This window comes from Streptomyces sp. AM8-1-1, assembly GCF_032229325.1.
In the GTDB taxonomy this organism is placed as follows: Bacteria; Actinomycetota; Actinomycetes; order Streptomycetales; family Streptomycetaceae; genus Streptomyces; species Streptomyces achmelvichensis.
The window spans coordinates 4,382,738-4,400,493 of record NZ_CP135086.1 but is presented as its reverse complement, the minus strand read 5'-3'; the positions used below and the strand labels follow the sequence as shown (position 1 = coordinate 4,400,493).

Annotated in this window: 10 protein-coding genes and 3 rRNA genes; 7 read left to right on the top strand and 6 right to left on the bottom strand. The window is 66.2% G+C overall.

All coding sequences use genetic code 11. From position 1 onward, the window contains the following. Positions 1-288 precede the first annotated feature (288 nt). From RPQ07_RS19880 to RPQ07_RS19855, 6 genes are all read left to right on the top strand, one after another. Entirely contained in the window at positions 289-597 is a 309-nt protein-coding gene (locus RPQ07_RS19880) for a hypothetical protein (protein WP_313945505.1), read from the top strand. 157 nt (positions 598-754) lie between these two features. Beyond that, positions 755-1,606: a hypothetical protein gene (locus RPQ07_RS19875; RefSeq protein WP_313945504.1), complete on the top strand. Its 852-nt coding sequence runs from the start codon at positions 755-757 to the stop codon at positions 1,604-1,606. Further along, on the top strand, positions 1,596-2,927 hold the full coding sequence (locus RPQ07_RS19870) for a hypothetical protein (RefSeq protein WP_313945503.1): 1,332 nt from the start codon (positions 1,596-1,598) through the stop codon (positions 2,925-2,927). Before RPQ07_RS19875 ends, RPQ07_RS19870 begins: the two co-directional genes overlap by 11 nt. Then, positions 2,924-4,483: an SCO6880 family protein gene (locus RPQ07_RS19865; protein WP_313945502.1), complete on the top strand. Its 1,560-nt coding sequence runs from the start codon at positions 2,924-2,926 to the stop codon at positions 4,481-4,483. The genes RPQ07_RS19870 and RPQ07_RS19865 overlap by 4 nt, the downstream gene beginning before the upstream one ends. 11 nt (positions 4,484-4,494) lie before the next feature. Further along, entirely contained in the window at positions 4,495-5,907 is a 1,413-nt protein-coding gene (locus RPQ07_RS19860; RefSeq protein ID WP_313945501.1) for an ATP-binding protein, read from the top strand. A 1-nt stretch (position 5,908) separates the two neighbouring features. Further along, complete coding sequence (locus tag RPQ07_RS19855; protein ID WP_313945500.1) at positions 5,909-7,486, top strand: type IV secretory system conjugative DNA transfer family protein; 1,578 nt, start codon at positions 5,909-5,911, stop codon at positions 7,484-7,486. Between the two features lie 17 nt (positions 7,487-7,503). Here the strand turns inward: RPQ07_RS19855 and RPQ07_RS19850 are convergent, their stop codons facing one another. The 5 genes from RPQ07_RS19850 to RPQ07_RS19830 form a co-directional block, all read right to left on the bottom strand. Beyond that, positions 7,504-8,052 (bottom strand): GNAT family N-acetyltransferase, encoded by a 549-nt coding sequence (locus tag RPQ07_RS19850; protein WP_313945499.1) that lies wholly within the window; start codon positions 8,050-8,052, stop codon positions 7,504-7,506. 131 nt (positions 8,053-8,183) lie between these two features. Then, positions 8,184-8,300 (bottom strand): 5S ribosomal RNA (rrf, locus tag RPQ07_RS19845). Positions 8,301-8,388: 88 nt separating this feature from the next. After that, positions 8,389-11,513 (bottom strand): 23S ribosomal RNA (locus tag RPQ07_RS19840). A 312-nt stretch (positions 11,514-11,825) separates the two neighbouring features. Further along, a 16S ribosomal RNA gene (locus RPQ07_RS19835) occupies positions 11,826-13,349 on the bottom strand. Together the 16S, 23S and 5S rRNA genes form the textbook arrangement of a ribosomal RNA operon. Positions 13,350-13,997: 648 nt before the next feature. Further along, positions 13,998-14,573 (bottom strand): MarR family transcriptional regulator, encoded by a 576-nt coding sequence (locus RPQ07_RS19830; protein ID WP_313945498.1) that lies wholly within the window; start codon positions 14,571-14,573, stop codon positions 13,998-14,000. 145 nt (positions 14,574-14,718) lie between these two features. Here RPQ07_RS19830 and RPQ07_RS19825 point away from each other — a divergent pair, with 145 nt between their 5' ends. Further along, positions 14,719-15,993 (top strand): MFS transporter, encoded by a 1,275-nt coding sequence (locus RPQ07_RS19825; protein WP_313948954.1) that lies wholly within the window; start codon positions 14,719-14,721, stop codon positions 15,991-15,993. A gap of 27 nt (positions 15,994-16,020) precedes the next feature. Here the strand turns inward: RPQ07_RS19825 and RPQ07_RS19820 are convergent, their stop codons facing one another. After that, entirely contained in the window at positions 16,021-17,670 is a 1,650-nt protein-coding gene (locus RPQ07_RS19820; RefSeq protein ID WP_313945497.1) for a SpoIIE family protein phosphatase, read from the bottom strand. Positions 17,671-17,756 lie beyond the last annotated feature (86 nt).

The following is a 17,756-nucleotide window of genomic DNA, read 5'->3' as shown; positions in this document are numbered from 1 at the left end:
GCCCGGCACGCGCCGATCGGCTGTCCGGAACGCCCCAAAGGTGCCACAACGACAGTCATTGCCCGGAGTCACGCACCGTGATACACAGAGTGACGGTACGGGCTCCTCTCTGTGAACAGGTCGGCACCGCCGCAGGTCAGGGCGGTGGGATCGGTCATACGTGCGGAGATCGGGTAAAGAGACCCGCCAAGTCGGCATACGCGGGCGGTTTCATCAGCGAAGATAGAGCGATGGCCCATGCCGAGGGGCATGGGCAGCGAACAACCCGACAGGGGCGGTGAGTTACACATGATCCTGGCAGCCGAAAAGGGCGACATCACCACCATCATCGGCGGAATCGCCCCGAACTGGGGGCCTTTCGGGAGCCTGGGCAATGAAGCCCGCATCATGATCGAGGTCGTGATGGCGGTGGCCATCCTGCTCTGCCTCGGTATCGCGATCTGGGGCGCCGCGAAGCAGCGCATCGGAGCGACCGCGCTGCGCGACACCTTCAGCGCGGAACAGGGCAAGGGCCTGATCGTCGCCGGCCTGACCGGCGTCTTCATCATCGGGTCACTGGGGACCCTGTTCACCATCGTGTACGGGATGGCCGTCTGACCGACCCGTCGGACCCTCCGTCCCCTTCCCGCGTGCCCGGCCCACCCAGAGGTTGCGTCTCCCTGATGTCGAGTCACCACACCGCGCCCGCGCGGAAAGCAGCACGGCTACCGTCGTACTACGCGGTTCTGCACCCGGTCGAGGGGAAGTGCGCGACATGAGCCTGGGGGACGACCACGGCTTCGGCGGCGACACGAGCAGCCGGGTGGACGACGGCTTCCGCGGCACGGGCCAGACCCGCACGCGCCTGCCCGGCACGGACACGGACGTCTACGGTGGCGCCCGCCGCCCGGTCCGCAACTCCCGCTCGCTCATCACGGTGGTGGGCGTCGTGGTGCTGCTGATCGCGGCGATCGCGTTCGCCAACCAGGGCGGCGGCGACGAGGAGCGCGCCGGAGAATCCCCGAAGGGCCCGGAATCGGCCCCGACGGCGGCGACGGGCGTGAAGCCGGTACAGGGCAAGGTGGGCGGGATCCCGACGGGGTACGGGAGGAACGAGCAGGGGGCGCAGAGCGCTGCTGCCAACTATGCGGTGGCACTGGGTTCTGACGGAATGTTCAAGGCCGGCACTCGGCAGGCCATCGTCGAGACCGTCCACGATCCCGCCGTGGTCACCCCGCTGCTGGGCAACCTCGACCAGGCGTACTCGCCCCAGTTCCTCGCCAACGTCGGCCTCACCGCCGACGGCAGCGCGCCTGACGGCCTCACCTTCGTCTCTCGCACCGTGCCAGTCGGGACCAAGGTGACCGCGCAGAACGGCGAATCCGCGACCGTGGAGGTCTGGTGCACCGGTCTCGTGGGGCTGGCGGGGCCGAAATCCACCAAACCCGTGACCGAGACCTGGTTCACGCTCACCCAGCAGCTCAAATGGGTCGGTAACGACTGGAAGATCACCTCCTCCACCCAGAAGGAGGGCCCGACACCGGTCAACGGGGACAACCGCGCGTCCTCCGCGGAAGAGATCGCCGGTGCCGTCGCGGGATACGGAGGCTTCACCTATGCCCGGTAGTCACCGCACCAGGATCCTCACCGCCCTGGCCGCCGTCCCCACGTCCCTCGTCCTGCTCTCGTCCCGGGCCTCGGCAGCGCCGACACCGCCACCCACTCCGAGCCCGAGCGACAACCCCTGCGACCTCATCGTCGGACTGGCCAGGGACTACTGCGAGGACGGCGACAAGGCCGGCGGCGCCGCCCGCACCACCCCCCAAGACCCCACCGACGCCCTCGACCCCCTGTCCTCCCTCGCCCGCGGCTGCGCCGACGCCGCCGTCTGGACCGTCGACACCCTCTCCAAGGCCGTGAAGTCCACGGCCACCGTCGACTTCACCAACACCGCCTTCCTCTCCCAGTACGCCGTCGTCTTCGCCGCCGCCACCATCCTCACGCTCGTCCTGTGGCTCCTCGCCGTCGCCAAGCGGGCCATCCGCGGCGTGCCGCTGATGACCGCCATCTCCGAAGCCATCGGCTTCCTCTGGCTCACGGTCCTCGCCTCCGCCTTCACCCCGCTGATCCTCTACACCCTCGTCTCCGCCACCGACGGCGTCACCGAGGTCATCGCGGGCGGTACCAGCGGGCAGACCGACATGTTCTTCGGGAACTTCTCCGCCGCCCTCAAGAAGGGCACCGACATCGGAGGCGGGCCGATCATGCTGATCGTCGTCTCCCTCGTCACCGTGCTGGCCGCGGGAATCCTCTACCTCGAGCTGTTCATCCGCGCCGTCCTCCTCTACGTCGGTGCCCTCCTCGGCGTCGTCGTCTACGCCGGACTCGTCGACAAGAACATGTGGGGCCACGTACGCCGCTGGGCCGGCATCATGATCGCGATCATCCTCATCAAGCCGGTCATCGTGATCGTCCTCGGCCTCGCCGGTGCCCTCTCCGCCGATCAGGGCCCCGACTCCTTCTCCGCCGTCGTCTCCGGACTCGCGATCATCCTGCTCGCGATCTTCGCCTCGGCGATGATCTACCGCTTCGTTCCGGGCTTCGGCGACGAGATCGTCGCCTCCCGCAACAACCGCCTCCAGGGCGGCGCGGAGAACGCCGCCGCCGCCGTCATCAGCTCCCCCGCCGCCCTCGTCTCCCAGGGCATCAAGACCCACAGCGCCCGCGGCAACCCCCGCGGCGGCGAGAACAGCGGCGGAGGCGGCGGGGCCAGGCCGTCCAACCCCATGGGCGGCGGCGTAGCCGCCCACAGCAGCCGCACCCCCGGGGGCGGCGGCGGAACTGTCCCCTCCGCCGCACCCCCGCCCCGCAGCTCCCGACCCAGTAGCAGTCCCACCAGCGGCACGCCGCACAGCAACCGCAAGAGCACAGGAGGTGGAGGGCGTTGACGACCCAGTCCCATCCCATCGCGCCCCGCCGTACGTATCTGATCGGCCGGGCCCGGCCGAACGCGATCGTCGGCAAGAACCGCGAGACCGGCGAGATCGCCCTGATCATCGCCGGCGCGTTCCTCGGCATGATGTGCGGACTGCTCGTCCCCGTTCTGTCCGTGCGCATCGTTCTGCTGATGGGCTTCCCGCTGCTGGCGCTCGCCGCGGTCTACGTGCCGTACAAGCACCGCACGTTCTACAAGTGGTTCGAGGTCAACCGCAGCTTCAAGCGCACCCTGCGCAACGGCACCGTCTACCGTTCCACCGCCGTCGAGGCCGGCACCCGTCTCGACGGACGTGAGGTCGAGGTCGGCCCGCCCCCGGGCATCGGCCGGATCAACTGGCTCGCCGCCCCCTTCGGCCCCGACGAGATCGCCGTACTGCTGCACGCGGACCGCCGTACCGTCACCGCCGCCATCGAGATCGAGGGCCCCGGCGTCGGACTGCGCGACAGCGAGGACCAGGAGGCCCTCGTCGACCGCTTCGGCACGCTGCTCAAGCATGTGGCCAACGGCGACGGCTTCGTGACACGCCTTCAGATGCTGGCCCGTACCCTCCCCGCCGACCCCGACGCCCACGCCAAGGACGTCGCCCAGCGCGGCGACCAGAAGACCCCCGGCTGGCTGCGCGACTCCTACGACCAGCTCCAGTCGATGGTGTCCACCTCCAGCGAGCAGCACCGCGCCTATCTCGTCGCCTGCATGCACTACACGCGGGAACTGGCCGCCGAGGCCCACGCCATGGCGCGTGCCACCCGCCACGCCTCCGGCGCCAAGTCCCGCAAGCTCGACAAGGACGCGGGCCTCGCTGTCGTCATGGCGCGCGAACTCACCGACATCTGCGCCCGCCTCGCCGAGGCCGACATCCGCGTCCGCCAGCCGCTCGGCCAGGGCCGGCTCGCCTCCCTCGTGCACTCGATGTACGACCCGGACCACCCCATCGACCACATCCAGGCCATGACGAAGCGGAACGCCTGGCCGGCCGAGCTCGACGCCATGCAGCCCACCTTCCTCCAGGCCAAGACCCGCGAGTCCTCCACCCGCGCGCCCTGGTGCCACTCCACCGCGTGGGTGAAGGAGTGGCCGATGACCCCTGTCGGCGTCAACTTCCTGGCACCGCTGCTCGTCCACACCCCCGACGTGATCCGCACGGTCGCGGTCACCATGGATCTGGAACCCACCGAGGTCGCCATCGAGCGGATGCTCACCGAGAAGACGAACGACGAGGCCGACGCCAGCAGGGCCGCCAAGATGAACCGCACGGTCGACCCGCGCGACATCGCCGCACACGGCCGACTCGACCAGCGGGGTGAAGATCTCGCCAGCGGTGCGGCAGGGGTCAACCTTGTCGGGTACATCACTGTGTCGTCGCGTTCGCCCGAGGCCCTGGCCAGAGACAAGCGGACGATCAGGGCCTCGGCCGGTAAGTCGTATCTCAAGCTGGAGTGGTGCGACCGCGAGCACCACCGGGCCTTTGTGAACACCTTGCCGTTCGCGACCGGCATCCGCCGATAGGGGCCCGAGTGATGCGAGATCCGCTGTCCGTCCTCACCGATGCCTTCACCTCCTTCCTGTTCGGGAAGGTGGAGACGACCCGACTGCCCGTCCGAACCTCGACCGGGCAGGCGCAGGCCGTCTATCTGCCGACCGCGGCGCCGGGCCTCGGCGACTCGGGCGTGATCATCGGCCGTGAGGTCTACAGCGGCAAGGGCTACATCTACGATCCCTTCCAGCTCTACGGCCAGCAGCTCCCCGCCCCGCACTGGCTGGTCCTCGGCGAGTCCGGCAACGGCAAGTCGGCACTGGAGAAGACCTACGTCCTGCGCCAGCTCCGCTTCCGCGACCGGCAGGTCGTCGTCCTCGACGCCCAGGGCGAGGACGGCGTCGGCGAATGGAACCTCGTCGCGCAGGAGCTGGGTATAACTCCCATCCGGCTCGACCCGATGACGGCGCTCGACGGCGGCATCCGTCTCAACCCGCTGGACCCCGCGATCACCTCGACGGGCCAGCTGGCGCTGCTGCGCACGATCATCGAGGTCGCGATGGGCCACGGCCTGGACGAGCGCTCCGGCTTCGCGCTCAAGGTCGCCCACGCCTACGTGAATGAGTCCATCACCGACCGCCAGCCCGTACTGACCGACATCGTCGACCAGTTGCGCCACCCGGAGGCGGAGTCGGCGGAATCGATGAACGTCGACATAGACGATGTACGGGCCTGGGGCCTGGACGTCGCCCTGGTGCTGGACCGGCTGGTCGACGGTGACCTGCGCGGCATGTTCGACGGCCCGACGACCGTCGGCATCGACCTCGACGCACCGCTGATCGTCTTCGACCTCTCCCACATCGACCGCAACTCCATCGCCATGCCGATCCTCATGGCAATCGTGGGCGTGTGGCTGGAACACACCTGGATCCGCCCGGACCGCAAGAAGCGCATCTTCCTGGTGGAAGAGGCGTGGCACATCATCAACAGCCCGTTCGTGGCGCAGCTGTTCCAGCGGCTGCTCAAGTTCGGCCGGCGGCTCGGTCTGTCGTTCGTGGCGGTGGTCCACCACCTCTCGGACGTCGTCGACGGCGCCGCGGCGCGGGAAGCGGCGGCCATCCTCAAGATGGCGTCCACCAGGACGATCTACGCCCAGAAGGCGGACGAGGCGAGAGCCACGGGCCGGGTCCTGGGCCTGCCACGCTGGGCGGTCGAGATCATCCCGACGCTGACTCCGGGTATCGCCGTATGGGACGTCAACGGCAACGTCCAGGTGGTCAAACACCTGGTGACCGAGGCCGAACGACCACTCGTCTTCACCGACCGTGCCATGACGGAGTCCTCGGGCCCCGCACTGCCGGAGGACGTACAGGCCGCGGAGTGGGAGGCGGAGGAGCGTGCGGCGCTGATCGAACGGCAGCAGCAGCTCGACGAGTCCGAGTCGACGGTGGCATGACATGCACGACAACCGCCAGGGCCGCCGCCGGCGGGACGAGAACGAGCGGGGCATCCCCGACGGCATGCTGCTGGCCCTGCTCGGCTTCCTCCTCGGCCTGACCATCCTGGTCTGGACGGCGACGGGCCTGGCCGGTGTGCTGTCCCACGGCGCCTGGCCGCAGGGCGTCACCTACCAGAACACCCCGCTGGCGATGCGCTCCCTGGCCTCGGCCCCGCACGACCTCGCCGCGGCCTGGCCGTCGACGCCCGCGGCGGAACTGTCCGGCTACGGCCTGTTCTGGGGCCTGGCGATCGGCGAACTGATGGTGCTGATCGTCCTGACGATCTTCGCGCTCGGTACGACGGCCCGCTGGCGCGCGGTCCGGGCGGACCGCCGGGAGGCCATCCGTGCCGCCCGCCGCGACGAGGTACGCGACAACCGGACCGGCAGCCGCAGCCCGACCCGGGACGGTGCGGAGTCCCTCCCCCGCGAAGCGCACCCGGTGAGCCCCGGTCCGTACGCCGAGCCCGCACACCACCCCGCCGACGCGCCCACAGCCGTGGTCCCCGGTCCACCGGTGGAGCAGACGGCCGGCGCACGGCCCGCCGACACCGCACCCCTGTCGGCACCCGACACCGGCGTCCTGCCGGCTCCCGTCCCGCCGCCCCGCGCCGCCGCCCCCCGGCTTCTCTACGGCGACCCCGCCACGCGCCGGCCCACCACGCTCCAGGCCGTGCTCGACGCAGCCGGGCCCGCACTCGTCGTCACGTCCGACCCCACCGTATGGGCCGAGACCAAGGACGCCCGGGCCAAGCTGGGTCCCGTGCTCGTCTACGACCCGGGCCATCTCTGCGACACCCCCGCCCGGCTCCACTGGTCTCCCACCGCCGGCTGCGAGAACGCCGACACGGCCGCCGCGCGCGCCATCGCCCTTCTCACGCCGGTCCGCCCGCGAGCCCTCCTCGACGCCGCCATGGCCGACACCGCGGAGACACTGCTGCGCTGCTGGCTGCACGCGGCCGCGGTGGACGGGCGCCCGTTCAAGCAGGTCCACCGCTGGGCCCAGGGCGGGGGAGCCCAGGAGGCCGTACGCGTCCTCCGCACACACCCCAAGGCCGCCTCCGGTCTCGCGGGCCTCCTGGAGTCCTCACTCACCGCCCACCCCGAACGGCGGGAGATCGCCCAGCAGTTGGTCGCCCGCGCGCTCTCGGCCCTCTCCTCGATCCACATCCGCGAGGCATGCGCTCCCAACCGAACCGATGCACTCGCCCTGGAATCTTTCGCCAATGAATCGGGAACGCTTTATCTGGTGGGTGAACCGATCGAGGATCCCCGCACCCACCCCGGAGCGATGCCCTTGCTGACGGCATTGGCGTCAGACGTGGTCGAGCACGGCCGCCGCATGGCCGCACGGTCATCCGACGGTCGGCTCGACCCACCAATGACGCTCGTCCTCGACGACGTGGCCGCCGTGGCCCCGCTCCCCCGGCTCCCGGATCTGCTGACCACCGGTCAGGCACAGGGACTGCCCACCCTGGTGCTGCTCCGCTCGGCCGAACAGGCCCGCGCCCGCTGGCCCGAGCCGCTCACGCAGTAGCCGGCCCCGCTTCCGGACTACCGCAGGACTTCGTACTCCACCTCGCGTGCCGTCTCGTCGCCCGGCACCGGCACGGTGTCACCGGTCGGCACGAATCCGATCCGCCGGTAGAACGCCGCCGCCCGGGCGTTCCCCTCGTGCACATACAGCCGTACGCGCTTCACGGGCGGTTCCGACAGTTCCCACGACCAGTCGATCGCGGCCCGGAACAAGGCTTCCGACACCCCCGTGCCGCGAACCTCGGGCCGGACGAACACCGCGACCAGATGCGTCTGATCGCTCTCCGCCACCTCCCCGAACCGCACCTCACCTGCCGGCCTCTCCACCAGCGCGGTGATGGTCCCCACCCACCGCCCGTCCGGCGCCTCGGCGATGAACTGCCGCGAGCTGATGCCCTCGGCCGCATGGACGGCACGGTCCTGCCAGAAGCTGTCCGGCCGCCCGACGGCGTGCTCGTACGACTCCAGGAACGCGAGGTGGGCAACCGGGTCCTGCAGAGCGGCGAGCCGGATCTCCTTGGCCCTCTCCCACTCCTCGGCGAGTACGGGGCGAATCACATGGTCCATACAGTGCATCCTCCGTGTGCGACGGACGGACCCGCAACACGGTTTCCCGCACACCGCTTCGCCGGCGGCCGGTCGTGAACGCAAAAATGCCTCAACCCCCGGACATGGTCCAGGGATTGAGGCTAAAAATTGTTCGGCGGCGTCCTACTCTCCCACAGGGTCCCCCCTGCAGTACCATCGGCGCTGAAAGGCTTAGCTTCCGGGTTCGGAATGTAACCGGGCGTTTCCCTAACGCAATGACCACCGAAACACTATGAAGATATCGACCCGGAACCCACACAGACGGGGGTTCGACAGTTCGTTACTTCAGAACTAACACAGTGGACGCGAGCAACTGAGGACAAGCCCTCGGCCTATTAGTACCGGTCAACTCCACCCATTACTGGGCTTCCATATCCGGCCTATCAACCCAGTCGTCTACTGGGAGCCTTACCCTCTCAAGGAGGTGGGAATACTCATCTCGAAGCAGGCTTCCCGCTTAGATGCTTTCAGCGGTTATCCCTCCCGAACGTAGCCAACCAGCCATGCCCTTGGCAGGACAACTGGCACACCAGAGGTTCGTCCGTCCCGGTCCTCTCGTACTAGGGACAGCCCTTCTCAATATTCCTACGCGCACAGCGGATAGGGACCGAACTGTCTCACGACGTTCTAAACCCAGCTCGCGTACCGCTTTAATGGGCGAACAGCCCAACCCTTGGGACCGACTCCAGCCCCAGGATGCGACGAGCCGACATCGAGGTGCCAAACCATCCCGTCGATATGGACTCTTGGGGAAGATCAGCCTGTTATCCCCGGGGTACCTTTTATCCGTTGAGCGACGGCGCTTCCACAAGCCACCGCCGGATCACTAGTCCCGACTTTCGTCCCTGCTCGACCCGTCGGTCTCACAGTCAAGCTCCCTTGTGCACTTACACTCAACACCTGATTGCCAACCAGGCTGAGGGAACCTTTGGGCGCCTCCGTTACCCTTTGGGAGGCAACCGCCCCAGTTAAACTACCCATCAGACACTGTCCCTGATCCGGATCACGGACCCAGGTTAGACATCCAGCACGACCAGAGTGGTATTTCAACGATGACTCCACAACCACTGGCGTGGCCGCTTCAAAGTCTCCCACCTATCCTACACAAGCCGAACCGAACACCAATATCAAACTGTAGTAAAGGTCCCGGGGTCTTTCCGTCCTGCTGCGCGAAACGAGCATCTTTACTCGTAGTGCAATTTCACCGGGCCTATGGTTGAGACAGTCGAGAAGTCGTTACGCCATTCGTGCAGGTCGGAACTTACCCGACAAGGAATTTCGCTACCTTAGGATGGTTATAGTTACCACCGCCGTTTACTGGCGCTTAAGTTCTCAGCTTCGCACGCCCGAAAGCGTACTAACCGGTCCCCTTAACGTTCCAGCACCGGGCAGGCGTCAGTCCGTATACATCGCCTTACGGCTTCGCACGGACCTGTGTTTTTAGTAAACAGTCGCTTCTCGCTGGTCTCTGCGGCCACCCCCAGCTCGAGGAGCAAGTCCTCTCACCAGTGATGGCCCCCCTTCTCCCGAAGTTACGGGGGCATTTTGCCGAGTTCCTTAACCATAGTTCACCCGAACGCCTCGGTATTCTCTACCTGACCACCTGAGTCGGTTTAGGGTACGGGCCGCCATGAAACTCGCTAGAGGCTTTTCTCGACAGCATAGGATCATCCACTTCACCACAATCGGCTCGGCATCAGGTCTCAGCCTTAACGAGGGACGGATTTGCCTACCCCTCGGCCTACACCCTTACCCCGGGACAACCACCGCCCGGGCTGGACTACCTTCCTGCGTCACCCCATCGCTTACCTACTACCACCTTGGATCGCCGGCTCCACCACTTTCCTTTCCCCGAAGGGTCCGGAACGGCTTCACGGGCTTAGCATTAATGGGCTCGATATTGGGCGTTTCAAAGCGGGTACCGGAATATCAACCGGTTGTCCATCGACTACGCCTGTCGGCCTCGCCTTAGGTCCCGACTTACCCTGGGCAGATCAGCCTGACCCAGGAACCCTTAGTCAATCGGCGCACACGTTTCTCACGTGTGTATCGCTACTCATGCCTGCATTCTCACTCGTGAACCGTCCACCACTGCCTTCCGGCGCGGCTTCACCCGGCACACGACGCTCCCCTACCCATCCGTACTCCCGTTGGGGATATATGTACGAATGACACGACTTCGGCGGTACGCTTGAGCCCCGCTACATTGTCGGCGCGGAATCACTTGACCAGTGAGCTATTACGCACTCTTTCAAGGGTGGCTGCTTCTAAGCCAACCTCCTGGTTGTCTCTGCGACTCCACATCCTTTCCCACTTAGCGTACGCTTAGGGGCCTTAGTCGATGCTCTGGGCTGTTTCCCTCTCGACCATGGAGCTTATCCCCCACAGTCTCACTGCCGTGCTCTCACTTACCGGCATTCGGAGTTTGGCTAAGGTCAGTAACCCGGTAGGGCCCATCGCCTATCCAGTGCTCTACCTCCGGCAAGAAACACACGACGCTGCACCTAAATGCATTTCGGGGAGAACCAGCTATCACGGAGTTTGATTGGCCTTTCACCCCTAACCACAGGTCATCCCCCCAGGTTTTCAACCCTGGTGGGTTCGGTCCTCCACGACCTCTTACAGCCGCTTCAACCTGCCCATGGCTAGATCACTCCGCTTCGGGTCTTGAGCGCGCTACTATGTCGCCCTATTCGGACTCGCTTTCGCTACGGCTTCCCCCACACGGGTTAACCTCGCAACACACCGCAAACTCGCAGGCTCATTCTTCAAAGGCACGCAGTCACGACGCAAGGAACAAGTTCCTTGCGCGACGCTCCCACGGCTTGTAGGCACACGGTTTCAGGTACTATTTCACTCCGCTCCCGCGGTACTTTTCACCATTCCCTCACGGTACTATCCGCTATCGGTCACCAGGGAATATTTAGGCTTAACGGGTGGTCCCGCCAGATTCACACGGGATTTCTCGGGCCCCGTGCTACTTGGGTGTCTCTTAAACGAGCCGCATGAATTTCAGCTACGGGGGTCTTACCCTCTACGCCGGACCTTTCGCATGTCCTTCGCCTATCCATACGGTTTCTGACTCGTCTCACCGCCGGCAGACGATGATAAAGAGATCCCACAACCCCGCATGCGCAACCCCTGCCGGGTATCACACGCATACGGTTTGGCCTCATCCGGTTTCGCTCGCCACTACTCCCGGAATCACGGTTGTTTTCTCTTCCTGAGGGTACTGAGATGTTTCACTTCCCCTCGTTCCCTCCACACTGCCTATGTGTTCAGCAGCGGGTGACAGCCCATGACGACTGCCGGGTTTCCCCATTCGGAAACCCCCGGATCAAAGCCTGGTTGACGACTCCCCGGGGACTATCGTGGCCTCCCACGTCCTTCATCGGTTCCTGGTGCCAAGGCATCCACCGTGCGCCCTTAAAAACTTGGCCACAGATGCTCGCGTCCACTGTGCAGTTCTCAAGCAACGACCAGCCACCCACCACCCCACCCAACAGGGCGAGTTCACTGGGGCCGGCATCGCGAAGGTTCAGACAACTTTCTGTCCGTACCCTCAGATACCCAACAGCGCGCCCGGCACGATCAGCCTGGAGTCACGTTCCACACTCCGAAGAGCAGTACTAGTGATCCCTGCGGATCGTGCCGAATAGTCAACGTTCCACCCATGAGCAACCAGCACCGGACATTCGCCGATGTACTGGCCTCTGACCTGATCCGAAGATCCGGTAAGAAGTGCTCCTTAGAAAGGAGGTGATCCAGCCGCACCTTCCGGTACGGCTACCTTGTTACGACTTCGTCCCAATCGCCAGTCCCACCTTCGACAGCTCCCTCCCACAAGGGGTTGGGCCACCGGCTTCGGGTGTTACCGACTTTCGTGACGTGACGGGCGGTGTGTACAAGGCCCGGGAACGTATTCACCGCAGCAATGCTGATCTGCGATTACTAGCAACTCCGACTTCATGGGGTCGAGTTGCAGACCCCAATCCGAACTGAGACCGGCTTTTTTGAGATTCGCTCCGCCTCGCGGCATCGCAGCTCATTGTACCGGCCATTGTAGCACGTGCAGCCCAAGACATAAGGGGCATGATGACTTGACGTCGTCCCCACCTTCCTCCGAGTTGACCCCGGCAGTCTCCTGTGAGTCCCCATCACCCCGAAGGGCATGCTGGCAACACAGAACAAGGGTTGCGCTCGTTGCGGGACTTAACCCAACATCTCACGACACGAGCTGACGACAGCCATGCACCACCTGTCACCCGACCACAAGGGGGGCACCATCTCTGATGCTTTCCGGGCGATGTCAAGCCTTGGTAAGGTTCTTCGCGTTGCGTCGAATTAAGCCACATGCTCCGCTCTTGTGCGGGCCCCCGTCAATTCCTTTGAGTTTTAGCCTTGCGGCCGTACTCCCCAGGCGGGGAACTTAATGCGTTAGCTGCGGCACCGACGACGTGGAATGTCGCCAACACCTAGTTCCCAACGTTTACGGCGTGGACTACCAGGGTATCTAATCCTGTTCGCTCCCCACGCTTTCGCTCCTCAGCGTCAGTAATGGCCCATGAGATCCGCCTTCGCCACCGGTGTTCCTCCTGATATCTGCGCATTTCACCGCTACACCAGGAATTCCGATCTCCCCTACCACACTCTAGCTAGCCCGTATCGAATGCAGACCCGGGGTTAAGCCCCGGGCTTTCACATCCGACGTGACAAGCCGCCTACGAGCTCTTTACGCCCAATAATTCCGGACAACGCTTGCGCCCTACGTATTACCGCGGCTGCTGGCACGTAGTTAGCCGGCGCTTCTTCTGCAGGTACCGTCACTTTCGCTTCTTCCCTGCTGAAAGAGGTTTACAACCCGAAGGCCGTCATCCCTCACGCGGCGTCGCTGCATCAGGCTTTCGCCCATTGTGCAATATTCCCCACTGCTGCCTCCCGTAGGAGTCTGGGCCGTGTCTCAGTCCCAGTGTGGCCGGTCGCCCTCTCAGGCCGGCTACCCGTCGTCGCCTTGGTAGGCCATCACCCCACCAACAAGCTGATAGGCCGCGGGCTCATCCTTCACCGCCGGAGCTTTCAACCCTTCCCATGCAGGAAGGAGTGTTATCCGGTATTAGACCCCGTTTCCAGGGCTTGTCCCAGAGTGAAGGGCAGATTGCCCACGTGTTACTCACCCGTTCGCCACTAATCCACCCCGAAGGGCTTCATCGTTCGACTTGCATGTGTTAAGCACGCCGCCAGCGTTCGTCCTGAGCCAGGATCAAACTCTCCATGAATGTTTTCCCGTAATCGGGATGAACACCACAAGAGCGGAACAGCCGATCGGAATAAGACCGACTGTTCACAGCGTCCTCGCTGTGTCATTGCCTACCGACCACAAGGGCCGGCAGGACTTTCAAAGGAACCTCGCCATCCGAAGATGGACGGGGTATCAACATATCTGGCGTTGACTTTTGGCACGCTGTTGAGTTCTCAAGGAACGGACGCTTCCTTTGTACTCACCCTCTCGGGCTTTCCTCCGGGCGCTTCCCTTCGGTCTTGCGTTTCCGACTCTATCAGACTCTTTCGTGTCCGATTCCCCAGTCGGCGGGGCTGCTTTCCGGCCTTTCGGCTTTCCGGCGATTCCGACTCTATCAGATCCTTTCGGGCCTGATTCCCGGTCGAACTCGGGTTGTCATTCCGGCTGTTGGGCCGTTCCGACGTTCCAAACTCTAGCGGATTCCCCATCCGACTCATAATCGAGTCTTCGAAATGAATTTCGGCATGCCGAAATTCGTCCCGGTTGGGAGATCGTGTCGAGAGTTGGGTGCCGCTTGAGCGGCTGAGTGGCTGTCGAGGAACCGTTCCGGCCCCTGACAACTCGAAGAACCTTACAGACAGGTGAAGTGTGCGTCAAATCCCGCCCGGGAGGGGTCGACAGCTCGCTAGTCGAGGTCCGTGAGCCGGCCGCCCGCGTCCGGTTGGGCGTGTTCCACCCGGCGCAGGACGCGGATCAGGAGCTCGCCGAGCATGCCCCGGTCCTCCGCCGAGAGGTCCTGGAGCAGGTCCTCCTCGAAGTCCGTGGCCATGCGCATCGCCTCGAGCCACTTCGTACGGCCTTCGTCGGTCAGTTCCACGATCACGCGGACGCGGTTGTTCTCGTCCCGGTCGCGGGTGACGAGGCCTTCGCTCGCCATGCGGTCGATGCGGTGGGTCATCGCGGCCGGGGTGAGGCCGAGGCGCTTGGCCAGTTCGCCGGGGCCCATCCGGTAGGGCGCCCCCGCGAGCACCAGGCTCTTGAGGACCTCCCACTCGGCGTTGCTGATGCCGAGGGTGGCGACCTGGCGGCCATACGCCACGTTCATGCGCCGATTGAGCCGGCCCAGCGCGGAGACGACCTTCTCGACCTGGGGGTCCAGGTCTCCGTACTCCCGCTGGTACGCGGCGATCTGCTCGTCGAGGCTCGGCTCGCCGAGGGCGGGGTCCGGCGCTGCTGGGCCTTCGGGGCTCGCGGTTGGCATGCGCCGAAGTATCCCATGGGGCGCGTTGGCGTTGAAGTCCTTCACTGTGTATTGTTGAGGATCTAACTTTAGTGTTGAAGTCTTCAGGCTTCAGTCCTTCAAGACCTCGAGGTAGGTGAGTGTGACCAGGGCGATGGGCGCTGCGATGCGCCGGATTCAGGCGGGGAACGCGCTGAGCGCGTTCGGACTCGGCTTCACGGTCCCGTATCTGTACGTCTATGTGGCGCAGGTACGGGATCTCGGCGCGACGACGGCGGGAGCTGTCCTCGCGGTCTTTGCGATGGCCGCCCTCGTCGCCCTTCCCTTCACCGGTCGTGTGATCGACCGCCGCGGACCGCTGCCCGTCCTGGTGGGGGCCGCGCTGCTGGCCGGTGCGGGCGCCGTCGCCATGGGACTGGCGGGGAACGTGCCCGCGGTCGTGCTGTCGGCGGCCCTGCTGGGCGCCGGTACCGCGATCATGCAGCCGGCGCTGGCCACCATGATCGTGTGGACCTCCGACTCCACGACCCGTACGCGCGCCTTCGCCACACAGTTCTTCCTGCAGAACCTGGGCCTCGGCATCGGCGGGCTGATCGGCGGGCACATCGTCGACGCGAGCCGCCCGGGCAGCTTCCTCCTGCTGTTCGGTATCGAAGCCGCGATGTTCCTGGTGCTGGCCGGGATCGCCCTCACCGTGCGGCTGCCGCGCTCCCTCTCACTGCACGAGCTGCGGCCCGAGAACGCCGAGGCCAAGGCACGCGGCGGGATGCGTGCCCTGCTCGGCCACAAGGCCATGGTCCAGCTCTGCGTCCTCGGGTTCGTCCTCTTCTTCGCCTGCTACGGACAGTTCGAGTCGGGGCTCGCGGCCTACGGCACCGAGGCCGCCGGGATCCAGCCGTCGACGCTCGGCACCGCGCTGGCCGCGAACACCGCGGTCATCGTGGTCGCCCAGTTCGTCGTGCTGAAGTTCGTCGAGCGCCGCAGCCGCACCCGGGTGATCGCCGCTGTCGGGCTGATCTGGACGGTCGCCTGGCTCATCGCGGGCTACGCGGGCCTCGGGCACGGCAGCCAGGCGATGGCGACGGCCGCGTTCGTCTCGACGTACGCGCTCTTCGGGCTGGGTGAGGCGATGCTGTCGCCGACCGTCGCGCCGCTGGTCGCCGATCTGGCGCCGGAGTCGATGGTCGGGCAGTACAACTCGGCGTTCGCCCTGGTCAAGCAGCTCGCGCTGGCGGTCGGTCCGGCCGTGGGCGGGCCGATGGGGGCCGCGCTGCACGGCCCGTACATCGTGACGTTCGTGCTGTTCTCGCTCGGCATCAGTGTGCTGGCGCTGCGGCTCGGCAAGCAGCTCACACCTGTGCAGGACAAGCCCGCGCTCGCGTCGAAGTCGCGGGTGGTGGCGGTGCACAAGCCCGCCGAAGCGGTGGAGACACCGGTCTGAGGGGCTGAGCCCGCGGGGATCCCTGCCCTACGAGGGCAGGGCGAACTCGCACCAGACCGCTTTCCCGCCGCCCGGCGTGCGGCGGCTTCCCCAGGACGAGGCGATCGTCGCGACGATGGAGATCCCGCGGCCCGCCTCGTCCTCCGTTTCCGCACGGCGGCGGCGCGGCAGGTGATCGTCGCCGTCCGTGACCTCGATGATCAGCCGGCGGTCGGTGCGGCGGAGTCTGAGGCGCATGGGCGGGGTGCCGTGCTGGAGGGAGTTGGCGACCAGTTCGCTGGTCGCCAGGACGCCCAGGTCGTGCAGTTCCGGGGAGAAGCGCCAGGAGGCGAGGACGCCGGAGGCGAACGCGCGGGCGCGCGGGGCCGCTTCGATGCCGCCGAGAAGATCGAGCGCCGCGTTGTGGAAGAGCTCGGCCGCCGCACCCGTACGCGTGGGGTGCTGGACGACGAGGACGGCGACGTCGTCGTCATGCTCCGCCGTCACCCCCAGCGAGCGGATCAGCCGGTCGCAGACCACCTGGGGGGTGCCCGTCGCTCCCGACAGGGCACGCTCCAGAGCGGCCACTCCCTCGTCGATGTCCTCGCCCCGGCGCTCGACCAGACCATCGGTGTAGAGGACGGCGCTGGAGCCGGGCGGCAGGGCGATCGTGCCCGAGGTGTGGATCCAGCCGCCGGTGCCGAGCGGGGGGCCCGTCGGGTCCTCGGCGCGGCGGACCGAGCCGTCCTCGTCGCGGACGAGGATCGGCAGATGGCCGGCCGACGCGTACACGAGCCGGCCTTCGTTCGGATCGTGCACCGCGTAGACGCAGGTCGCGATCTGGCTGGCGTCGATCTCGGCGGCCAGGCCGTCGAGCAGCTGGAGCACCTCGTGCGGCGGCAGATCGAGACGGGCGTAGGCGCGGACGGCGGTCCGGAGCTGGCCCATGACGGCGGCGGCACGCACCCCGCGGCCCATGACGTCGCCGATGACGAGCGCGGTACGGCCGGCGCCGAGGGTGATGACGTCGTACCAGTCGCCGCCGACCGCCGCGTCCGTACCGCCCGGGCGGTAGTCGGCCGCGATCCGCAGATCGTCGGGCTGCTCCAACTCCTGCGGCAGCAGGGACCGCTGGAGAGTCACCGCCGTCTCGCGGTGACGGCGCTCGCTGGCCCGCAGCCGCTCGGCGGCCTCGGCGTGGTCGGTGACGTCGGCGGCGAAGACGAGGACCCCGCCGCCTTCGTCGGGGCTGTCGACCGGAAGGCAGGTGGCGGTGTACGAGCCTCCGCCGCGGACCTTGCGGGACTTGACCGTCCGGGGCTTCCCGCTGCGCAGCACCTGGTCCATGAGCGGGAACAGGCCCAGCTCGGCCAGTTCGGGGCAGGCGCCGGCGGCCGTGGCGCCGGCCGGGCGGGGGCCGAAGGCCGCGGCGTACGCGTCGTTCACGTAGGCGATGCGGTGCTCGGGGCCGTACACGAGGGCGACCAGGGCGGGCAGGCTGCCGAGCACCTCGCGGACCGGGAAGTCCTCGATGGCGGGCGCGTCGGGCAGGGAGTCCGGCTGCTGTTCGTACTCGCCGCGGGCCGCGGGGACCGAGCCCTCCCCTCGTTGTACGGGGGAGATCCCGTGGTCGGTCCTCCGCGCCGCGCCGCGGCGCTGCGTACCGGGGAGCCTCGAGCTCCAACGCGTGAAGTTCACTGACTTACTTGCCTCAATGGTTGTCGCCAAGGGTCACTCTGTGCAGGTGTGAGCCCACCTATGGTCACACGTCCAGTGTGGCCGAA